The sequence below is a fragment of the Acidovorax sp. M2(2025) genome, from assembly GCF_049330835.1.
GTDB lineage: Bacteria > Pseudomonadota > Gammaproteobacteria > Burkholderiales > Burkholderiaceae_C > Acidovorax.
In genome coordinates this window covers 4,118,358-4,136,398 of sequence record NZ_CP186262.1, presented here as the reverse complement: position 1 = coordinate 4,136,398, position 18,041 = coordinate 4,118,358, and the positions used below count along the sequence as shown (strand labels likewise).

The window sequence follows — 18,041 nt, the reverse complement described above, 5'->3', positions numbered from 1 at the left end:
CTCGCAATCGGGCAATCGGAAAAGGAACAACGGGGCGGCACGCCGCAGCGCACCGCCGGTACGGGGCCGCCCGCGCGCCCGTGGGCGGGGCGCGGCGGCTGCGCGGTCGGCGCTTACTTCTGGACGGGGTCGGACTCGGCGCGGAAGTTCCGCTCGACCATGTCGCTGCCCTTGCGGGGCTGTTCGGCTTCGCCCTGCGTGAGGATCCACGCGGTCAGCAGCATGCCGGTGCTGTTTTCGATGACGTAGTTCACCTTGTAGCTCTGGCCCAGCACGGAGTGGATCATCACCAGCGTGTTCTGGGGGCTCAGCAGGCGCATGCCGGGGGCCATGCGGATGGTGCGGCCGTTGAGCGTGGCCTCGGTCGCCGAATTCAGGGTCAGGTTGCCGCGCAGGGCCGCCTCCGGGAATGTGCGCACGCCGCCGAGCCCGGGCTGCACCTGGGCGGCCGCGGGCAGGGCGCACAGGGCGAGCGAGCAAGCCAGTCCGGCGAGAAGCCCGCGGGACCGGGGGGTGAAGGAGAAGACGGAGCGCGAGGTCGTGGTGCAGCGGTTCATGGTGTACATCCAGGGGCTGAAGCAGCGATTCTAAGAGGGGGCCCGGCGGCGGATGGTAGCCCGGGTAGGGTCAAAAAAGATAGCTGTTCGCGCTTGTCTGGAGCGGATTCCAAGGCATTTTGGTGCCAGAAAGCAGCCTCATCCAGCGGCAGCAGCTCCTCTTTTTGAAGCAGCGCCCCAAGAAAAAAACCCACAGTGCGCGGGCACTGTGGGTTGGTATGTGGTGGTGGTACCGGGACTTGAACCTGGGACATCAGCATTATGAATGCTGCGCTCTAACCAACTGAGCTATACCACCGAAGCCGCAAATTATAGAACAGAAATTATTGGTGCGTAAAGTTCGCCGCGCGCTTGTTCATGAAAGCGTCCATGCCTTCCTTCTGGTCCTGGGTGGCGAACAGTGCGTGGAAGAGGCGGCGTTCGAACATCACGCCGTCGGAGAGGGTGCCTTCGAAGGCACGGTTCACCGATTCCTTGGCGGCCATCACGGCGATCTGGGAGAACCCGGCAATCACCAGGGCGGCGCCCAGCGCTTCGTCCATGAGCTTGTCGTAGGGCACCACGCGGCTGACCAGCCCGGCGCGCTCGGCCTCGGCCGCGTCCATCATGCGGCCCGTCAGGGCCATGTCCATGGCCTTGGCCTTGCCCACAGCGCGCGGCAGGCGCTGCGTGCCGCCGGCGCCGGGGATCACGCCCAGCTTGATTTCGGGCTGGCCGAACCGGGCGTTGTCCGCGGCGATGATGAAGTCGCACATCATCGCCAGTTCGCAGCCGCCGCCCAGGGCGAAGCCGCTCACCGCGGCGATCACGGGCTTGCGCACCGAGCGGATGGTTTCCCAGTTGCGGGTGATGTAGTCGCCCTTGTACGTGTCCGCAAAGGTGTACTTGGCCATGGCGCCGATGTCCGCGCCGGCGGCAAACGCCTTTTCGCTGCCGGTGAGGATGGTGCAGCCGATCTTCTCGTCCGCATCGAAGGCCTTGAGCGCCGCGCCCAGCTCGTTCATCAGCTGGTCGTTCAGGGCATTCAGCTGTTTGGGACGGTTGAGCGTGATGACGCCGACCTTGTCCGCTTCGACGCGGACCTCGATGGTTTCGTAGGCCATGGGATCTCCTGGGTTTATAGGGGTTGTGACAGCCGAACGACTATACCCAAGGCCGGCAGGCCGCCGCAGGCGTAGGTAGAACACCGTAGGGCGCCGGTGCAGCGGCGCGCGGAAGCGCCGGCGCTTCAGCCCAGCCAGCGCTGCAGGGCGGCGGTGTCGCTGACCGACAGGCTGATGGTGTCGGGCGGGTTCGGCGCCGGGACAGCGGCAGCGGCCTTGGCGGTTCGCGCCGTTTTGGCGGCGCTGCGCTGCGGTTTCGGCGCTGGCGCTTGAGGGCCGCGGCCGGGCAGCTCCAGCGCCAGGCGCAGCAGCCGCCCGTCGCGGGCCACCAGGGCGGTCACGGTGGCCGCCGTGCCGGCATAGAAGGCCACGTCGTCCAGCTTGCTGATGCGCCAGCCCTGGCCGTCGGCCTCCAGCCCCAGCCATTCGTCGCCGGGCACCATGCCGGCCTTCTCGGCCAGCCCGCCGCGCAGCACGGTCTTGATGTGCACGCTGTGGGTTTCCGACACCCGCAGCCCGAGCCGCTGCGCCCACTGCGGCGCCTCGGCCTTGAGCTGCACGCCGTGCGCCTGCAGCAGCTGGGCCAGGGGCAGCTCGGTGGTGCTGTGCACCCACTGGTCCAGTTCCGCGTCGAACGCCCGGCCGGCCAGGTCGTGCAGCGCGGCGCGCAGGTCGGCCTCGGTCACGGGGCCGCCCTGGCTGCGCGTCCACAGCATCCGCAGGGCTTCGTCCAGGCTGGCCCGGCCACCTGCGCCGCCGCTGCTGCGCAGCGCCAGGTCCAGGCACAGGGCCACCAGCGAGCCCTTGGTGTAGTAGCTCACCGTCGCGTTGGGGGTGTTCTCGTCCTGGCGGTAGTACTTCACCCAGGCGTCGAAGCTGGCCTGCGCCACCGTCTGCACGAAGCGGCCGGGGGTCTGCAGCACCTGGTTGACCGTCTTGGTGATGAGCCGCAGGTAGGTCGCGTCGTCGATCAGGCCGGCGCGGCGCAGCAGCAGGTCGTCGTAATAGCTCGTGAAGCCCTCGAAGAACCACAGCAGCTCGGTGTAGTTCTCGCGCGCATAGTCGTACGTGGCGAACTCGGCCGGGCGCAGGCGCTTGACGTTCCAGGTGTGGAAATATTCGTGGCTGATGAGCCCCAGCAGCGTGGTGTAGCCCTCGCTGGCACGGGCTTCGCCCAGGCGCGGCAGGTCGCGCCTGCCGCAGATCAGCGCGGTGGAGTTGCGGTGCTCCAGGCCGCCGTAGCCGTCGCCCACGGCGTTGAGCAGGAACAGGTAGTTCTTGAACGGCGGCTTGCCCTCGCCGTGCCAGAAGCGGATGGCGGTCTCGCAGACCTTGCGCGCGTCGTCCAGCAGGCGCTTGCCGTCAAACGACGGCGCCGCGCCGGCCACCACGAAGCGGTGGGGCACGCCGCACGCGGTGAACCGCCCCACCCAGAAGGTGCCCATTTCCACCGGGCAGTCGACCAGCTCGTCATAGTTCGCCGCTGCATACAGGCCGAAGCCCTTGCGGTCCACCTGCAGTGCAGGCAGGCCGGTGGCCGCAGACCATTCGGCGGTGGCCGGCGTGCGGGCGATCTCCAGCGTGTGGCGCTGGGCTTCCTGTCCGTGCACGCGCAGGCACAGGCTGGTGCCGTTGAAGAACCCCCGCGAAGCGTCGAGCCAGGCGGTGCGCACCGAGGTGTCGTAGGCGCAGACTGCATAGGTCAGCACCAGGGGCGCGCCGGCGGTGCAGTCGGCCTGCCAGCGGTGCTTGTCCCGCTGGGTCAGCCGCACCGTGGCGCGGCCCTGGGTGGCCCGCAGCTCCTGCAGGTTCTTGGAAAACTCCCGCACCAGGTAGCTGCCCGGAATCCAGACCGGCAGCGAGACCTCCTGCCCCGGCGCGGGCCGCGCGATGGTCAGCGTGACGCGGAACAGATGGGCCAGGACGTCCGAGGGCTCCACACGGTAGTGAACGCCGGCGGGGGCTTTGGGCGGGCGGGAAGTAGGCATGCGGAGACGGCGGTTCGGGCGGCCGCCCGAAGCGGGCGGGCGGTGGGCGGGCTGGGACCGCGGGCGGCGCGCATGCCGCGGTCCGCGGTGGATCAGTTGGTGGCGGTCGGCTCGGTGCCAGCGCCGGCTTCTGCGAGCCGCTTTTCCACGTCCTTGGCGCCGATGGCGCCGGGCACGCGGGCTCCGTTGGCGAAAATCAGGGTCGGCGTTCCGGTGATCTTGTGCTTGCGGCCCAGGGCCAGGTTGCGCTGCAGGGCGCCAGTGTCGCAGCTCGCGGCGGGGGCGGCCTTGTCACGCACCATCTGGTCTTGCCAGGCGGTCACCGGGTCCTTGGAGCACCAGATGTTGCGCGACTTCTCGGCGGAATCCGGGCTCAGTATGGGGTACAGGAACAGGTACACCGTCACGTTGTCCACGTTCTGCAGGTCGCGCTCAAAGCGCTTGCAGTAGCCGCAGTTGGGGTCTTCGAACACCGCCACCTTGCGCTTGCCGTCGCCGCGCACGATGGTGATCGCGTCCTTGAAGGGCAGCGCGGCAAAGTTGATGGCGGTGAGCTTGGTGATGCGGTCTTCCGTCAGGTTGCGGCGCATCTTGGTGTCGATCAGCTCGCCCTGGATCACGTAGTCGCCCTTGGCGTCGGTGTAGAACAGGTCCGTCCCGATGCGCACTTCGTACAGGCCCTTCATGGCCGTGGGGCGCACCTCGTCAATCTTGTCCATCTGGGGAATGCGCTCGGCGAGCGCCTTGCGGATGTCCGCTTCTTGTGCGGAAGCGGCAAAACCGCAAGCCAGGGTGGCGGCGGCGAGCAGGGAGGGAATCAGTTTCATGGAGTTCTCGTTCAACGTTGGGGGCTCTGCAGGGAGTCCGCCGGGGGATCAATAGTTTCCCATGGCCTGCCGGGCCACGAAATTCTTCAGGAGGTTGCTGCGCTCGAAACCCTTCATGCCCCAGTTGCGCAGCGATTGCAGCGCGCCTTCGGGCCGGGAGAAGAGCTGCTGCAGCCCGTCCGTGGCCAGCCCCATGGGTACCAGGGCCGCCTTGCGCTCCCGCTCGTACTGCCGCAGCAGCCGCAGATCGGCCACGCTGCGCCAGTAGTCCCTGCCGTGCAGCACGCGGGCGAGCGCCTGGGCATCGGCCAGGCCCAGGTTCAGCCCCTGGCCGGCCAGGGGGTGCACGTTGTGCGCGGCGTCGCCGGCCAGCACCCAGCTGCGCGCGGCCTTGCCGCCCGCCGGGGGCAGGCTGCCGCACCAGCGGTCGGCGCGGGCCAGCTGCAGGGGCCAGGCGGCGCGTTCGGCGCTCAGGGTCAGCGTGCCGAGGGCGTGCTGGCTGGCTTCGCCCAGCCGCTGGGCGAAATCCTCGGGCGGCAGTGCCAGCAGCGCTGCGGCCTCGCCTTGGGGCACCGACCAGACGACGGCGACGGAATGCCCTTGCGGCCCGCCCAGGGGCAGGAACGCCAGGATCCCGTCGGGCAGGAACCACTGCCGGGCCACCTGCCCGTGCGGGCGTTCGCACTGCAGCCGGGTGGCGATGGCGTGCTGCGGATACGGCGTGACGTGGAAGGTGGCGCCAAACTCTTCGCGGGTGCTGCTTGCGCGCCCTTCGCACACCACCGTCAGCGCGGCCGGCGCGGGGGCGGCCACCACTTCCACCTGCGGCTGGTAGCGCACGGCCTCGGCCAGGCGCGCCTCCAGGGCGGGCACATCCACGATCCAGGTCAGGGCATCCACCCCCTGGGTGGCGGCGTCGAAGTGCACGGCGCCGTCCTGGTCGCCCTGCACGTGCATGGACCGCACGGCGGTGGCATGTTCGGCGTCCGGCCAGCTGCGCAGCGATTCCAGCAGCTGCCGCGATGCCGCATTCAGCGCATAGGCCCGAACGTCCGACAGGGCCGGGCCCGCGGCGCCCGGCACCGCCACCAGGGCCACTTTCAGCCGCTCCCGGGCCAGCAGCAGGGCCAGGGTCTTGCCCACAATGCCGCCGCCGCGAATACAGATATCAAAGGTTTGGGCCATGGGCGCATTGTAGGAGGGGCCTTCGCGCGGCGGCGGCAGAGCACAATCGGGCTCCGCCCCTTTGCGAGGGCGGCTGTGTGTAGAGCGTAGAGGAGCGACGCCGCGTGACCTTTCCCACCGATTCCGACCTGTCCGGCACCATTGCCCGCCTGTTCGTGTACCCCGTCAAATCCTGCGCCGGCATCGAGGTGCAGGAAGCCTTGCTCACCGAAACCGGGCTGGACCTGGACCGCGCCTGGATGGTGGTGGATGCGGACGGCAGGTTCCTGACGCAGCGCGCGCTGCCCCGCATGGCCCTGGTCCGGCCGCAGCTCAAGAGCGACGAGATGGTGTTGCGCGCCCCGGGCATGCTGGCGCTGCATGTGGCGCTCGACGCCGTGGAAGCGCCCGCCACCGTGACCGTGTGGCGCGACACCGTGCCTGCCTGGGACATGGGCGCCGTGGCGGCCCAGTGGTTCTCGGACTTTCTGGGGCAGCCTTGCCGGATGGTGCGCTTCGACCCCGAGCACCGGCGGCTGTCCAGCCTGGAGTGGACCGGCGGCATCGAGGTGCCCAACCAGTTTGCGGACGGGTTTCCGCTGCTGGTGGCCAGCGAGGCGTCGATGGACGAGCTCAACGCGCGCCTGCAGGCCGCCGGGCATGCGCCGGTGGGCATCGAGCGGTTTCGGCCGAACGTGGTGCTGGGCGGGGTGGGCGCGCACGATGAGGACCGGGTGGACCTGCTGCGCGTGGACGATGCCGCTGGCGAAGTCCACCTGCAGCCCGTGAAACCTTGCGCACGCTGCCCCATTCCGGACATCGATCCCGCCACGGCCGAGCGCTCGGCCAGCGTGGGCGCCACCTTGCGCACCTACCGGCAGGACAAGCGGCTGGACGGCGCCATCACCTTCGGCATGAATGCCATCGTGCGGCAGGGCGCGGGCCAGGTGCTGCGGGTGGGCCAGCGCGTGGCGGCGGACCTGCGTTTCGAGTGACGGGCGGGCCCGCCAGCGGGCGGGACATGCCGGCCCCGTAAAATCAGCGGTTTGTCCCCGAATTCCCAGAAAGCCACGCCATGAGCCTCCAATGCGGCATCGTGGGCCTGCCCAACGTTGGCAAGTCCACCCTTTTCAATGCGCTGACCAAGGCCGGCATCGCCGCCGAAAACTACCCCTTCTGCACCATCGAGCCCAACACCGGCGTGGTGGAGGTGCCGGATCCGCGCCTTTCGCAGCTGGCCGAAATCATCCACCCCGAGCGCATCGTCCCCGCCATCGTCGAGTTCGTGGACATCGCGGGCCTGGTTGCGGGTGCTTCCAAGGGCGAAGGCCTGGGCAACCAGTTCCTGGCGCACATCCGCGAGACCGACGCCATCGTGAACGTGGTGCGCTGCTTTGAAGACCCCAACGTGATCCACGTGGCGGGCCGCGTGGACCCCATCGCCGACATCGAGGTCATCCAGACCGAGCTGTGCCTGGCCGACCTGGGCACGGTCGAGAAGGCGCTGAACCGCTACAGCAAGGCGGCCAAGTCGGGCAACGACAAGGAGGCGGCCAAGCTCGTCTCGCTGCTCACGCCCATTCAGGCGGCGCTCAACGAAGGCAAGCCGGCCCGCAGCGTCCCGGTGAGCAAGGAGGACGCTCCGCTGCTCAAGCAGTTCTGCCTGATCACCGCCAAGCCGGCGATGTTCGTGGGCAACGTGAGCGAGGATGGGTTCGACAACAACCCGCTGCTCGATCGCCTCAAGGAATACGCCGCCGCCCAGGGCGCGCCGGTGGTGGCCATCTGCGCCAAGATCGAGGCCGAGATGGCCGAGATGAGCGACGAAGACCGCGACATGTTCCTGCAGGAAATGGGCCTGGAAGAGCCCGGCCTGAACCGCCTGATCCGCGCGGGCTTCAGCCTGCTGGGCCTGCAGACCTATTTCACGGCCGGCGTGAAGGAAGTGCGCGCCTGGACCATCCACGTGGGCGACACGGCGCCCCAGGCCGCCGGCGTGATCCACGGCGACTTCGAGCGCGGTTTCATCCGGGCCCAGACCATCGCGTTCGACGACTTCATCGCCTACAAGGGCGAGCAGGGCGCCAAGGACGCGGGCAAGATGCGCGCCGAAGGCAAGGACTACGTGGTCAAGGACGGCGATGTCCTGAACTTCCTGTTCAACGTCTGAGCCCCGGCCGCCGCTGGGCGGTTTGCGTCCGGCCGCAGGGCCGGGACACCCCAGACCCCCGAGAAGCCCGCGCATTTTGTCCAAGATGCGCGGGCTTGTTTGTCAGGGGTCAACGCCGACAGTGATGTCGCTGTGGTGAAATGCCCCTTCTACGAACTGGGGCTTGTGCCCGCCTCCGCATGTTTTTTCGTCGCAAGAATCCGTTTTCGGCGACGGACGCTTTTCCGCTGTCCGAAGCTGTCATGGAGTTCGATGACTCGTCTTCCGTGGCCGTGCGGCCTGCCCGCCGGGCCATGGACGGGATGGGGCCGCAGGGCGGGCAGAGCGCCGTGCGGCAGTGGCTGCACGCGGGTGGGCTGATCAGTTTGTACGTGCTGGCGCTGGCCGGCTTTGCCGCCCTGGGGGTGGTGGAGCTGCCGGTGCTGGCGGCGCTGTGCGCGCTGGTGGCCGTGGGCTGCGGCGTGTTCTGGGTCGTGTTCAGCACCGGCCTGTACAAGAAGGTGCGCCACAGGCACCTCAAGCTGGCCATGGTGGCGACGGCCATGGCGGCCATGCTGGGCGTGGCCTACCTCGCGCCGGTCACCCAGATCCTGCTGGCTCCCTTTGCCTTCGTGGCCGTGGCCTACGGCATCTTCACGGTGCCGCGCACGGCACTGCTGGCGCTCACGGGCGGCCTGCTGGCGCTGTATGCCGGGGTGGTGGGCCTGCATGCGGTGCAGCAGCCTGGCAGTGCGCTGCTGCGTCTGGGCATGCTGCACTGGCTGTCGCTGGCCTTGTCGCTGCCGGCGTTCATCGTGCTCATGGGGCGGGTGCAGCGCCTGTACCGCAGCCTCTACCACGCCAGCCGCAAGATCAAGAACATCCAGGAGGATGCGCAGCGCGATCCGCTGCTCGGGTGCTTCAACCGCCGCTACATCCTGGCGGCGCTGGAAGAGCAAAAGCAGCTGGCGGACGAGAGCGGCATTCCGCTGTGCCTGGCGGTGCTGGACCTGGACCACTTCAAGCGCATCAATGACGAGCTGGGCCACCTGGAGGGGGACGAAGTGCTGCGCGGCTTTGCCCGCATTGCGCAGCAGGGAGTGCGCGGCGGGGACGTGTTCGGCCGCTATGGGGGCGAAGAATTCTTGCTGATCTTCCCCGCCACCACGCTGCTGCCCGCGCTCAACACCTGCGAGCGCATCCGTGCCCAGGTGGAAAACCACGCCTGGAGCGGGCTGCTCAAGGGGCGCGTCACCGTCTCGGTGGGCGTCACCCAGTACGTGATGGGCGAATCGGTGCTGGAGTTCTTCTCGCGGGCTGATACCGCCATGTACTTGGCCAAGGAGGGCGGGCGCAACCAGGTGGTGGTCGAGGAGCCCGTGGCGCGCGACGATTCGCTGCTGCCCGAGGCCGCGGGCGCCGCCTGACGGCGGGCGCGGCGGCCGCTCACACGGCGAGGTGGCCGGGCAGGGCGTACAGCAGCGCGCTGGTCATCGCCAGGTAGCGCAAGAACTTGCCCACGGCCATGTAGGCCAGGCAGGGCCAGAACGGCAGCTTGAGCCAGCCGGCCACGGCGCACAGCGGGTCCCCCACCACCGGCAGCCAGCTCAGCAGGCAGGCGCGTGCGCCAAAGCGCCGCAGCCATTGCAGGGCGCGCACCTCCGTGGCGCTGCCGCGCGCCTTGTCCACCACCTTGTGGGCACCCAGGCCCATCCACCAGCTCACGGCGCCCCCCAGGGTGTTGCCGACCGTGGCCACCAGGATGGCCGGCCAGAAGAGGTCTGGATTGAGCTTGACAAGGCCGAACACAGCCGGCTCGGACCCCAGCGGCAGCAGCGTGGCCGAGATGAACGACACGACGAGGACCGTGCTCAGGCCGAATTGCGGCAGGGCGAGCCATTGCAGCAGCTGGTGCATCCAGATTTCCATACGCGCCGAGTGTAGGCGGGCGCTGCCCGTGCATCGGTACCAGGCGGCGCCGTCCTACGCAGGCTGGCGGCGAACACGCATGCGCCGGCAAAGGGTGCGCCACTATCGTGGAAGCCTGTTCCCGTGTCCCTGCAAGGAGGCACGGCGACCACCCCAGACGGACCGTACCAGGAGGAGGCCCCATGCACCGTGAACCATGCCAAGGCGCCCATACCCATCGCAGGCAGGCGGCCATGCCGCCGGGCATGCGGTGGCCCTCGGCGCTGCTCGCCCTGCTGCTGGCAGCCTGCGTCCACAGCCCGCAGGCGGCGGTGCCGGCTGCGGCCGGCGGGCAGTGGACATCGGCAGAGCCGGCGGCCTGCACGCAACAGGTGGCGCAGGCCTCCGACGGACTGGGCGCAGCGGCCCGGGAGCTGGCGCAGCAGGGCATGGCCCTGGAGGCCACCTGCCCCGGTGCCGGCCCCGGCTGGGTCGTGCGGGTGCGCGTGGTGGACGGCATGAAGGCCCGCAAGGTCGTGCGCGGCCCGCTGGCGGATGGGCAGGTGGTGGACATGGGCACCCCCGCCGGGGTGCTGCAGCCGGGGGCGGAACGCAGCGCGCAGGGCTACTCGCCCGACGTGCTCTACAACCGGGAGTGGCTGCGCACCCTGATGGCGCGCCACCAGTGGGATGGTGCGGCCGAAGCCTGGTGGCGGTTTGCCCGGCGCGCCCCGGCGGCGGTGCCTGCTAACGCGGCGGACACGGACCTGGCCGCCCGCTGAGGCGCGGGGGGGGCGTGCGCCGCGCCGCGGTACGGGCTGGCGCGCAGCGGCGGCACAGGCGGGGGCGCCGGCCCGTCTGCCTTGGAAGCTGAGCGGATCGTTTCATCATTTCATTTGCTGAAATTTTGAGCAGGTACAATCCTGCCTCCTTTTTCAGCATCCGCTGCTGCCCCCCACCCCTTCCCGCCCCATGCAGATCGGCCACATTCCCCTGGCGAACCGGCTGTTCGTCGCCCCGATGGCGGGCGTCACCGACCGGCCCTTCCGCCAGCTGTGCAAGGCGCTGGGCGCGGGGTATGCGGTGAGCGAGATGGTGACCTCGCGCAAGGACTTGTGGAACAGCCTCAAGACCTCGCGCCGGGCCAACCATGCAGGGGAGCCGGGTCCCATTGCCGTGCAGATTGCCGGCACCGATGCGCCGATGATGGCCGAGGCCGCGGTCTACAACGTGGAACGCGGCGCGCAGATCATCGACATCAACATGGGTTGCCCGGCCAAGAAGGTCTGCAACAAGTGGGCGGGTTCCGCCCTGATGCAGAACGAGGCCCTGGCGGTGGAGATCGCCGCCGCGGTCGTCGAGGCCTGCGCGCCTTTCAACGTGCCCGTCACTTTGAAGATGCGCACGGGCTGGTGCCAGCAGCACAAGAACGCGGTCACGCTGGCGCGGCAGTTCGAGTCCGTGGGCATCCAGATGCTGACGGTGCACGGCCGCACGCGCGAGCAGGGCTACAAAGGCCAGGCCGAATACGACACCATCGCGGCGGTGAAGTCCGCGGTGAAGGTGCCCGTGGTGGCCAACGGCGACATCAAGTCGCCCGAAAAGGCGCGCGATGTGCTCGCCATCACCGGGGCGGACGCGGTCATGATTGGCCGCGCAGCCCAGGGCCGGCCGTGGATCTTCCGCGAGATCGGCCACTTCCTGGCCACGGGCGAACACCTGGCGCCACCGCTGGTGGCCGAGGTGCGCCGCCTGCTGCTGGACCACCTGCAAGACCACTACCACCTGTACGGCGAGCAGACCGGCGTGCGCAGTGCGCGCAAGCACATTGCCTGGTACCTGCGCGCGCTGCCGGGTGGCGAGGCCTTGCGGCAACACATCAACACCATTGAAGACTGCGCCACGCAGTGGCAGGCCGTGGCCGACTATCTGGATGCCCTTGCGCAGCAGATGGACCGGCTGCCCGCCGCCACCGCCGCGGACGCCGACACAGAAGAACAAGAGGGATTGGCTGCATGAGCAAGAAACACATCGAGGAATGCGTGCGCGAGAGCCTGCAGGGCTACTTCCGCGACCTGGGCGGCGAGACGCCCGATGGCATGTACGACATGCTGGTGCGCGTGGTCGAGCGCCCGCTGCTGGAAGTCGTGATGCAGCAGGCCGACAACAACCAGTCGCGCGCGGCCGAATGGCTGGGCCTGAACCGCAACACGCTGCGCAAGAAGCTGGTCGAGCACAAGCTGCTGTGAGCCGGATGTCAGGCATTTACTATTGATTTGATAGCTGTTTGCGCTTGATACATAAGCGCTGCAGCCCGTTTTTATTCAAAACTCTGCACCACCACCATGAACGCACTCCTCTCCGTCTCCGACAAGACCGGCATCGTCGAATTCGCGCAAGCGCTGCACGCGCTGGGCATCAGGCTGCTGTCCACCGGCGGCACCGCCAAGCTGCTGGCCGACAACGGCCTGCCCGTGACCGAAGTGGCCGAGGTCACGCAATTCCCCGAGATGCTCGACGGCCGCGTGAAGACGCTGCACCCCAAGGTGCACGGCGGCCTGCTGGCCCGCCGCGATGTGCCCGCCCACATGGCCGCGCTGAAGGAGCACGGCATCGACACCATCGACCTGCTGGTGGTCAACCTCTACCCGTTTGAAGCCACCGTGGCCAAGGCCGGCTGCACGCTGGCCGATGCCATCGAGAACATCGACATCGGCGGCCCCGCCATGGTGCGCAGCGCCGCCAAGAACTGGCAGGACGTGGGCGTGATCACTTCGGCCGACCAGTACGAGGCCGTGCTGGCCGAGCTGAAGGCCGGCGGCAAGCTCAGCGACAAGTTGCGCTTCGCGCTGTCGGTGGCGGCATTCAACCGCATCGCGCAGTACGACGGCGCGATCAGCGACTACCTCTCGTCCGTCACCTTCGATGAAGACAAGCTGTCGGAAACCTACGTGCCCACGCGCACCCTGTTCCCCGGCCAGAGCAACGGCATCTTCACCAAGGTGCAGGACCTGCGCTACGGCGAAAACAGCCACCAGCAAGCCGCGCTGTACCGCGACCTGCACCCCGCGCCCGGCTCGCTGGTCACGGCCGAGCAGCTGCAGGGCAAGGAGCTGAGCTACAACAACATCGCCGACGCCGACGCGGCCTGGGAATGCGTCAAGAGCTTTGACGCCGCGGCCTGCGTGATCGTCAAGCACGCCAACCCCTGCGGCGTGGCCGTGGGCCTGGACGCCCTGGATGCCTACAGCAAGGCCTTCAAGACCGACCCGACCAGCGCGTTCGGCGGCATCATCGCCCTGAACCGCGCGCTGGATGGCGCCGCAGCCGCGCAGATCAGCAAGCAGTTTGTGGAAGTGCTGATGGCGCCCGACTTCACGGCCGAGGCGCTGGAGATCTTCAAGAGCAAGGTCAACGTGCGCCTGCTCAAGATCGCGCTGCCACCGGCCCACGGCGGCAAGACGGACTGGGAGCGCGGCCGCAATGCCATGGACGCCAAGCGCATCGGCTCCGGCCTGCTGCTGCAGACGGCCGACAACCACGAGCTTTCGCTGGTGGACCTGAAGGTCGTCACCAAGAAGCAGCCCACGCTGGAAGAAATGGAAGATCTGCTGTTCGCCTGGAAGGTGGCCAAGTACGTCAAGAGCAACGCCATCGTCTTCTGCAAGGGCGGCATGACCATGGGCGTGGGCGCCGGCCAGATGAGCCGCCTGGATTCCGCCCGCATCGCCAGCATCAAGGCCGGCCACGCCGGCCTCACGCTGCAGGGCACGGTGGTGGCCAGCGACGCCTTCTTCCCCTTCCGCGATGGTCTGGATGTGGTGGTGGACGCGGGCGCGACCTGCGTGATCCAGCCCGGTGGCTCGATGCGCGACAACGAAGTGATTGACGCTGCCAACGAGCGCGGCGTGGCCATGGTCTTCAGCGGCGTGCGCCACTTCCGGCATTGAATTCGGTACATCCCCCTGAGGCGCTGCGCGCCTTCCCCCTTCTCTCGAATGGCTGTGCCATTCGGGAAGGGGGACACCGCCAGCGCGGCGGGGCGGCCCTTGCGCGGCGGTCGCTGGCCTGGGCCGCGCGCGTTCTACCGGTCCTGGCGCGCGCGAAGAACCCTGGGTTTAGCTACCGGTTCGCTCCAAAGTTCATCGGCAACCCCACATAGTTTTCGGCCAGCGACACGGAGGCAGCCCGTGAGTTCACCAGATAGTCCAGTTCGGCCTCCTGGATCTTCTGGCCGAACTCGCCGGTCTCCGGGAAGCGGTGCATCAGCGAGGTGAACCACCACGAGAACCGCTCGGCGCGCCACACGCGGCGCAGGCAGCGGTCGGAGTAGGTGTCGATGCCGGCGGCGGACTTCTCCTGGTAGAACTCGGTCAGTGCCGACCACAGATAGCCCACGTCGCTGGCGGCGAGGTTCAGGCCCTTGGCGCCCGTGGGCGGCACGATGTGAGCGGCATCGCCGGCCAGGAACAGGCGGCCAAAGCGCATGGGTTCGGCCACGAAGCTGCGCAGCGGGGCAATGCTCATTTCCAGCGCCGGGCCGGTGACGAGGTTGGCGCGTGCTTCGGGGTCCAGGCGGTTGCCCAGCTCGGCCCAGAACTGATCAATGCTCCAGTTCTCGACCTTGTCGGTGTTGGGCACCTGCACGTAATACCGGCTGCGGGTGGTGCTGCGCATGCTGCACAGCGCAAAGCCCCGCTCGGTGTTGGCATAGATCAGTTCGTGCGAGACGGGTGGCACGTCGGCCAGCACGCCCAGCCAGCCGAAGGGGTACACACGCTCGTAGGTCTTGAGCAGATCCGCCGGGGCGCTGGCGCGGCACACGCCGTGGTAGCCGTCACAGCCCGCGATGAAGTCGCAGTCCAGGGTGTGGGTCTGGCCGTCCTTCTCGTAGGTCACGCGTGGGTGCTGGCCATCGAAGTCGTGCACGCTCACGTTGTGGGCTTCGTACACCGTGGTCAGCCCCTCCGCGGCGCGCGCATCCATCAGGTCGCGGGTCACTTCGGTCTGGCCGTATACCGTCACGCGGCTGCCGCCGCTGAGCGCATGCAGGTCGATGCGGTGGCGCGCACCCTTGAAGAGCAGCTCGATGCCGTCGTGCGGCAACCCCTCGGCATGGGCGCGTGCACCCACGCCGGCCTGGTCGAGCAGGTCCATGCTGACCTGCTCCAGCACGCCGGCGCGGATGCGGCCGAGCACGTAGTCGGGGCTGCGCTGCTCGATGATGACGGCGTCGATGCCGGACTTGAATAGCAACTGGCCGAGCAGCAGGCCGGCGGGGCCTGCGCCAATGATGGCAACCTGGGTACGCATGGAAAACACCTCACAAAGCAATGGCGGGGGCAGGGCGGCGGACGCCTTGGGGGCCGCCGCCTGGCTGATTGATGTGGGTCAAGCGTAGGTTGATGCAAATCAAACCGCGAGGCCGCGGGGCGGATTGCGTGCGGTTGCTGAACTGCTTGTGCGATCATCGCGCACTTGTCGCAGTGCCCGGCACGGGCGGTTTTATCGGCCCTTCGTTACCAATCCATGAGCAGCGTCCCCATCGCCAAGGCAGACTTCATCGAAGGCATGGCCAAGGGCCTGGCCGTGCTGGAGAGCTTTGACACCGAGCGCCAGCGGCTGAACGCCACGCTGGCCGCGCAGCGCACGGGCCTCACGCGGGCGGCGGCGCGGCGGCACCTGCTCACGCTGGCGCACCTGGGCTACCTGGAAACGGATGGCAGCTACTTCTGGCTGGCGCCCAAGGTGCTGCGGTTCTCGGGCAGCTACTTGGCCTCGGCCCGGCTGCCGCGCGTGCTGCAACCCACGCTGAACCGGCTGGCCGCGCAGACGCAGCAGTCGTTCTCGGCCGTGGTGCTGGACGGGGACGAGGTCGTGATCGTGGCGCGCAGCGGCGTGTACGGCGCGCCGGCGCGGGTGCTGGCGTACGGTCTGCACCTGGGGGCGCGGCTGCCGGCGCACCCCACGTCCACGGGGCGCGTGTTGCTGGCCGCGCTACCGCCCGCCGAGCTGACGGCCTGGCTCAAGGGGCGCACGCTGCAGCGGCTCACGCCCCGCACCATCACGCAGGTCGGGCCGCTGCGCCAGGTGATTGCCCAGGCGCGGCGCGACGACTACTGCCTGGCCGTGGAGGAGCACGAACTGGGCGTGCACGCCCTGGCCGTGCCGCTGCGCAACCTGCAGGGCCGCACCGTGGCGGCGCTGAACGTGGTGGCGTCCCCCAAGCAGATCGACGAGGGCAGCCTGCAGCGTGACATGCTGCCGCTGCTGCAGGACGCCGCGCGGGAGCTGCGCGGGCTGCTGTAGTGGCGCGCAGCGCGGGGAGCGGCCGCTCGCGCTGCGTCAGGCGGCGACGATGCGGCCCGCGCCGGCTGCGCCGGCCACCACCTTGAGCGACTTGTCCGTGCTGGCCGTGTAGTTGCGGCTGGTGATGGTGCTGACGTACACCCAGTCCGCACGGCATTCGCTGGCCGTGGCCGTGAGCACCAGGTAGCCGCGGCGCGCGGTGTCGCAGTATTTCAGTGGGGCAATCATCTGCTGCAGCGCGCTCGCCAGCATGGCAGGGTTTTCGTTGGGCAGGTATTCCTCAAACCCTGGCGATGTCACGGAGGACGTGGCGAACTCCACGCCCACCGCGTTGCCGTTGCGGTCCTGCAGCTCGTTGGCCCAGGCGTTGTGGGTGTCGCCCGACAGCACGACCAGGTTCTTGCCCAGGCTGCGCGAGGTGGCCAGCACCGTCTCGCGCGCGGCCTGGTAGCCGTCCCAGGCGTCCAGGTTGTAGGGGATGGCGGGCTGGGCCAAGATGGCCTGCTCGGCGGGCGTGAGGCTGCCGGGATTGGTGCGTGCACGGGCCGCCAGCGCGGCATATTGGCCGAAGGAAAGCCCCGTGCCGGGCTGCACGGTTTCCATGAGGATGGGCGCGGGAATGTTCATGCGGCCCATCAGCACCTGCTGGCCCAGCACCTGCCAGGTGGCGGCGGAGCTTGCCATCTGCTGTTGCAGCCACTGGGTCTGGGCCGTGCCCATCAGCTGGCGGCCGGGGTGGCCCACGGCCGCGGTGAAGCCTGCCGCGTCAAGGCCGCCGGCGGTGAGGAACTTGCCATAGCTCAGCTGCTCGTCGCGGCCCACGACGCGGGTGTCCAGCATGTGCAGGGCCACCAGGTTGCCGAAGGCGAAGCTGCGGTAGATCAGCTCCGGCTGCGCGTTGCGGGTGGGCATCCACTCGTGGTAGGCCTGCATGGCCGCGGCCTTGCGCGTGCCGAAGCTGCCTTCGGTGGCGCTTTGGTGATTGTCCGCACCCTCGCGCCAGGTGTCGTTGGCGATTTCGTGGTCGTCCCACACGGCGATCATGGGTGCCGCGGCATGCAGGGCCTGCAGGTCGGGGTCTGTCTTGTACTGCGCGTGGCGCTGGCGGTAGTCGGCCAGGCTCACGATTTCCTGGGCGGGAGCGGAGAGGCGGCCCAGGGCGCCCGCGTTGGCCGAGGCATAGCCCCCCTGGCCGTATTCGTAGATGTAGTCGCCCAGGTGCACGGTGGCATCCAGGTCGTTGCGCCGGGCTGCATCGGCATAGACGTTGAAGTACCCGGCCGGGTAGTTGGCGCAGGAGAAGACCGCCAGCTTCACCTGGGCCACGCTGCCCGTGGGCAGGGTGCGGGTGCGTCCCGCGGCGGAGGTGGCCGCGTACGCGCGGAAGCGGTAGTAGTACACCGTGGCGGGCTTGAGCCCGGTGGCATCCACCTTCACGGTGAAGTCCTTGCCCGCAGCGGCCGTTGCCTGGCCGTGCGCCACCAGGGTGGCGAAGGCCCTGTCGGCCGCCACTTCCCAATCCACGGGGATGTCGCCGGTGTGGCCCGCGGGCGGCGTGACCCGGGTCCACAGGATCACGCGGTCCGCCAGCGGGTCGCCACTGGCGATGCCGTGCGCAAACTGGACGGCGGGCGCGTCGTCGCCACCGCCGCACGCGGTCAGCGGCAGCGCGCCCAGGGCCGCGGCCGCCGCGCCCAGCTGGCGCACAAAACGGCGCCGGCCGGGGTCTGCCGCGGCGGCGTCGCGAATCGGATGGGAAGAAAAGGGAGGAAGAGGGTGTGTCATGGCGCCGTGTACGTGGGACAAACACCCAAGCGTGCACACCCCCCATGACGGCCGTATGAAACACGGCCGCACGCCGCGGAGCGCCGAGGCCCGCGGCAGCATTTTGGTCTTTTGGCCTGATTAGTTACTTGTCTCAGATACCACTCCATTCGTTCGGGCTGAACCCGTCGAAGCCAGGGCTTGCAGAGCGCGTGCAAGGCTTCGACAGGCTCAGCCCGAACGGGTGGGGAAGAGAAAGCGTCTGAGGTAGG

General features: G+C 68.7%; 16 protein-coding genes and 1 tRNA gene. 8 read left to right on the top strand and 9 right to left on the bottom strand.

The annotated features are described in order from the left end of the window. Window positions 1–113: 113 nt before the first annotated feature. The 6 genes from ACOYR3_RS19030 to ACOYR3_RS19005 all read right to left on the bottom strand — a co-directional run bounded on the left by ACOYR3_RS19030 (window position 114) and on the right by ACOYR3_RS19005 (window position 5,660). Window positions 114–557, bottom strand: a complete 444-nt coding sequence (locus ACOYR3_RS19030) for a hypothetical protein (protein ID WP_422843869.1) — start codon at window positions 555–557, stop codon at window positions 114–116. Between the two features lie 221 nt (window positions 558–778). Continuing rightward, window positions 779–855, bottom strand: a tRNA-Met gene (locus tag ACOYR3_RS19025). A 25-nt stretch (window positions 856–880) separates the two neighbouring features. Further along, window positions 881–1,660 (bottom strand): enoyl-CoA hydratase, encoded by a 780-nt coding sequence (locus tag ACOYR3_RS19020; RefSeq protein WP_422843868.1) that lies wholly within the window; start codon window positions 1,658–1,660, stop codon window positions 881–883. A 125-nt stretch (window positions 1,661–1,785) separates the two neighbouring features. Beyond that, window positions 1,786–3,648, bottom strand: coding sequence for a M61 family metallopeptidase (locus ACOYR3_RS19015; RefSeq protein ID WP_422843867.1), 1,863 nt, complete (start codon window positions 3,646–3,648; stop codon window positions 1,786–1,788). 92 nt (window positions 3,649–3,740) lie between these two features. Then, window positions 3,741–4,475: a DsbC family protein gene (locus ACOYR3_RS19010; protein WP_422843866.1), complete on the bottom strand. Its 735-nt coding sequence runs from the start codon at window positions 4,473–4,475 to the stop codon at window positions 3,741–3,743. Window positions 4,476–4,523: 48 nt separating this feature from the next. Beyond that, window positions 4,524–5,660: an FAD-dependent monooxygenase gene (locus tag ACOYR3_RS19005; RefSeq protein WP_422843865.1), complete on the bottom strand. Its 1,137-nt coding sequence runs from the start codon at window positions 5,658–5,660 to the stop codon at window positions 4,524–4,526. 104 nt (window positions 5,661–5,764) lie between these two features. Between ACOYR3_RS19005 and ACOYR3_RS19000 the strand changes: the two genes are divergently transcribed. The 3 genes from ACOYR3_RS19000 (at window position 5,765) to ACOYR3_RS18990 (ending at window position 9,215) form a co-directional block, all read left to right on the top strand. Next, complete coding sequence (locus tag ACOYR3_RS19000; protein ID WP_422843864.1) at window positions 5,765–6,634, top strand: MOSC domain-containing protein; 870 nt, start codon at window positions 5,765–5,767, stop codon at window positions 6,632–6,634. Window positions 6,635–6,714: 80 nt separating this feature from the next. Further along, on the top strand, window positions 6,715–7,809 hold the full coding sequence (ychF, locus tag ACOYR3_RS18995; protein ID WP_422843863.1) for a redox-regulated ATPase YchF: 1,095 nt from the start codon (window positions 6,715–6,717) through the stop codon (window positions 7,807–7,809). A 242-nt stretch (window positions 7,810–8,051) separates the two neighbouring features. Next, the gene (locus ACOYR3_RS18990; protein WP_422843862.1) at window positions 8,052–9,215 is read left to right on the top strand and encodes a diguanylate cyclase; all 1,164 of its coding nucleotides are present in this window, start codon (window positions 8,052–8,054) and stop codon (window positions 9,213–9,215) included. A gap of 19 nt (window positions 9,216–9,234) precedes the next feature. On the opposite strand, the gene ACOYR3_RS18985 is transcribed toward ACOYR3_RS18990, so the two are convergent. Continuing rightward, a complete protein-coding gene (locus ACOYR3_RS18985) occupies window positions 9,235–9,717 on the bottom strand; it encodes a YqaA family protein (protein WP_422843861.1) in 483 nt (160 codons plus the stop codon). Window positions 9,718–9,899: 182 nt separating this feature from the next. Here ACOYR3_RS18985 and ACOYR3_RS18980 point away from each other — a divergent pair, with 182 nt between their 5' ends. The 4 genes from ACOYR3_RS18980 to purH all read left to right on the top strand — a co-directional run bounded on the left by ACOYR3_RS18980 (window position 9,900) and on the right by purH (window position 13,646). After that, window positions 9,900–10,478 carry a D-Ala-D-Ala dipeptidase gene (locus ACOYR3_RS18980; protein WP_422843860.1) on the top strand — a complete coding sequence of 193 codons (579 nt, stop codon included), beginning with the start codon at window positions 9,900–9,902 and terminating at the stop codon, window positions 10,476–10,478. Between the two features lie 190 nt (window positions 10,479–10,668). After that, window positions 10,669–11,715 (top strand): tRNA dihydrouridine synthase DusB, encoded by a 1,047-nt coding sequence (gene dusB / locus ACOYR3_RS18975; RefSeq protein WP_422843859.1) that lies wholly within the window; start codon window positions 10,669–10,671, stop codon window positions 11,713–11,715. After that, complete coding sequence (locus ACOYR3_RS18970) at window positions 11,712–11,945, top strand: Fis family transcriptional regulator (protein ID WP_015015597.1); 234 nt, start codon at window positions 11,712–11,714, stop codon at window positions 11,943–11,945. Before dusB ends, ACOYR3_RS18970 begins: the two co-directional genes overlap by 4 nt. Before the next feature lie 96 nt (window positions 11,946–12,041). Further along, window positions 12,042–13,646, top strand: coding sequence for a bifunctional phosphoribosylaminoimidazolecarboxamide formyltransferase/IMP cyclohydrolase (gene purH / locus ACOYR3_RS18965; RefSeq protein ID WP_422843858.1), 1,605 nt, complete (start codon window positions 12,042–12,044; stop codon window positions 13,644–13,646). A gap of 172 nt (window positions 13,647–13,818) precedes the next feature. Here the strand turns inward: purH and pobA are convergent, their stop codons facing one another. Continuing rightward, window positions 13,819–15,009 (bottom strand): 4-hydroxybenzoate 3-monooxygenase, encoded by a 1,191-nt coding sequence (gene pobA, locus ACOYR3_RS18960; RefSeq protein WP_422843857.1) that lies wholly within the window; start codon window positions 15,007–15,009, stop codon window positions 13,819–13,821. A gap of 216 nt (window positions 15,010–15,225) precedes the next feature. On the opposite strand from pobA, the gene ACOYR3_RS18955 reads away from it, so the two are divergent. Then, entirely contained in the window at window positions 15,226–16,005 is a 780-nt protein-coding gene (locus tag ACOYR3_RS18955) for an IclR family transcriptional regulator domain-containing protein (protein ID WP_422843856.1), read from the top strand. Window positions 16,006–16,041: 36 nt separating this feature from the next. Here ACOYR3_RS18955 and ACOYR3_RS18950 read toward each other — a convergent pair whose 3' ends face one another. After that, a complete protein-coding gene (locus ACOYR3_RS18950; RefSeq protein ID WP_422843855.1) occupies window positions 16,042–17,790 on the bottom strand; it encodes an alkaline phosphatase D family protein in 1,749 nt (582 codons plus the stop codon). Window positions 17,791–18,041: the final 251 nt, after the last annotated feature.

Coding starts and splice junctions, on each gene's coding strand:
- ACOYR3_RS19030 (WP_422843869.1), bottom strand. CDS start 557: ATGAACCGCTGCACCACGACCTCGCGCTCCGTCTTCTCCTTCACCCCC.
- ACOYR3_RS19020 (WP_422843868.1), bottom strand. CDS start 1,660: ATGGCCTACGAAACCATCGAGGTCCGCGTCGAAGCGGACAAGGTCGGC.
- ACOYR3_RS19015 (WP_422843867.1), bottom strand. CDS start 3,648: ATGCCTACTTCCCGCCCGCCCAAAGCCCCCGCCGGCGTTCACTACCGT.
- ACOYR3_RS19010 (WP_422843866.1), bottom strand. CDS start 4,475: ATGAAACTGATTCCCTCCCTGCTCGCCGCCGCCACCCTGGCTTGCGGT.
- ACOYR3_RS19005 (WP_422843865.1), bottom strand. CDS start 5,660: ATGGCCCAAACCTTTGATATCTGTATTCGCGGCGGCGGCATTGTGGGC.
- ychF (WP_422843863.1), top strand. CDS start 6,715: ATGAGCCTCCAATGCGGCATCGTGGGCCTGCCCAACGTTGGCAAGTCC.
- ACOYR3_RS18990 (WP_422843862.1), top strand. CDS start 8,052: ATGGAGTTCGATGACTCGTCTTCCGTGGCCGTGCGGCCTGCCCGCCGG.
- ACOYR3_RS18985 (WP_422843861.1), bottom strand. CDS start 9,717: ATGGAAATCTGGATGCACCAGCTGCTGCAATGGCTCGCCCTGCCGCAA.
- ACOYR3_RS18980 (WP_422843860.1), top strand. CDS start 9,900: ATGCACCGTGAACCATGCCAAGGCGCCCATACCCATCGCAGGCAGGCG.
- dusB (WP_422843859.1), top strand. CDS start 10,669: ATGCAGATCGGCCACATTCCCCTGGCGAACCGGCTGTTCGTCGCCCCG.
- ACOYR3_RS18970 (WP_015015597.1), top strand. CDS start 11,712: ATGAGCAAGAAACACATCGAGGAATGCGTGCGCGAGAGCCTGCAGGGC.
- purH (WP_422843858.1), top strand. CDS start 12,042: ATGAACGCACTCCTCTCCGTCTCCGACAAGACCGGCATCGTCGAATTC.
- pobA (WP_422843857.1), bottom strand. CDS start 15,009: ATGCGTACCCAGGTTGCCATCATTGGCGCAGGCCCCGCCGGCCTGCTG.
- ACOYR3_RS18955 (WP_422843856.1), top strand. CDS start 15,226: ATGAGCAGCGTCCCCATCGCCAAGGCAGACTTCATCGAAGGCATGGCC.
- ACOYR3_RS18950 (WP_422843855.1), bottom strand. CDS start 17,790: ATGACACACCCTCTTCCTCCCTTTTCTTCCCATCCGATTCGCGACGCC.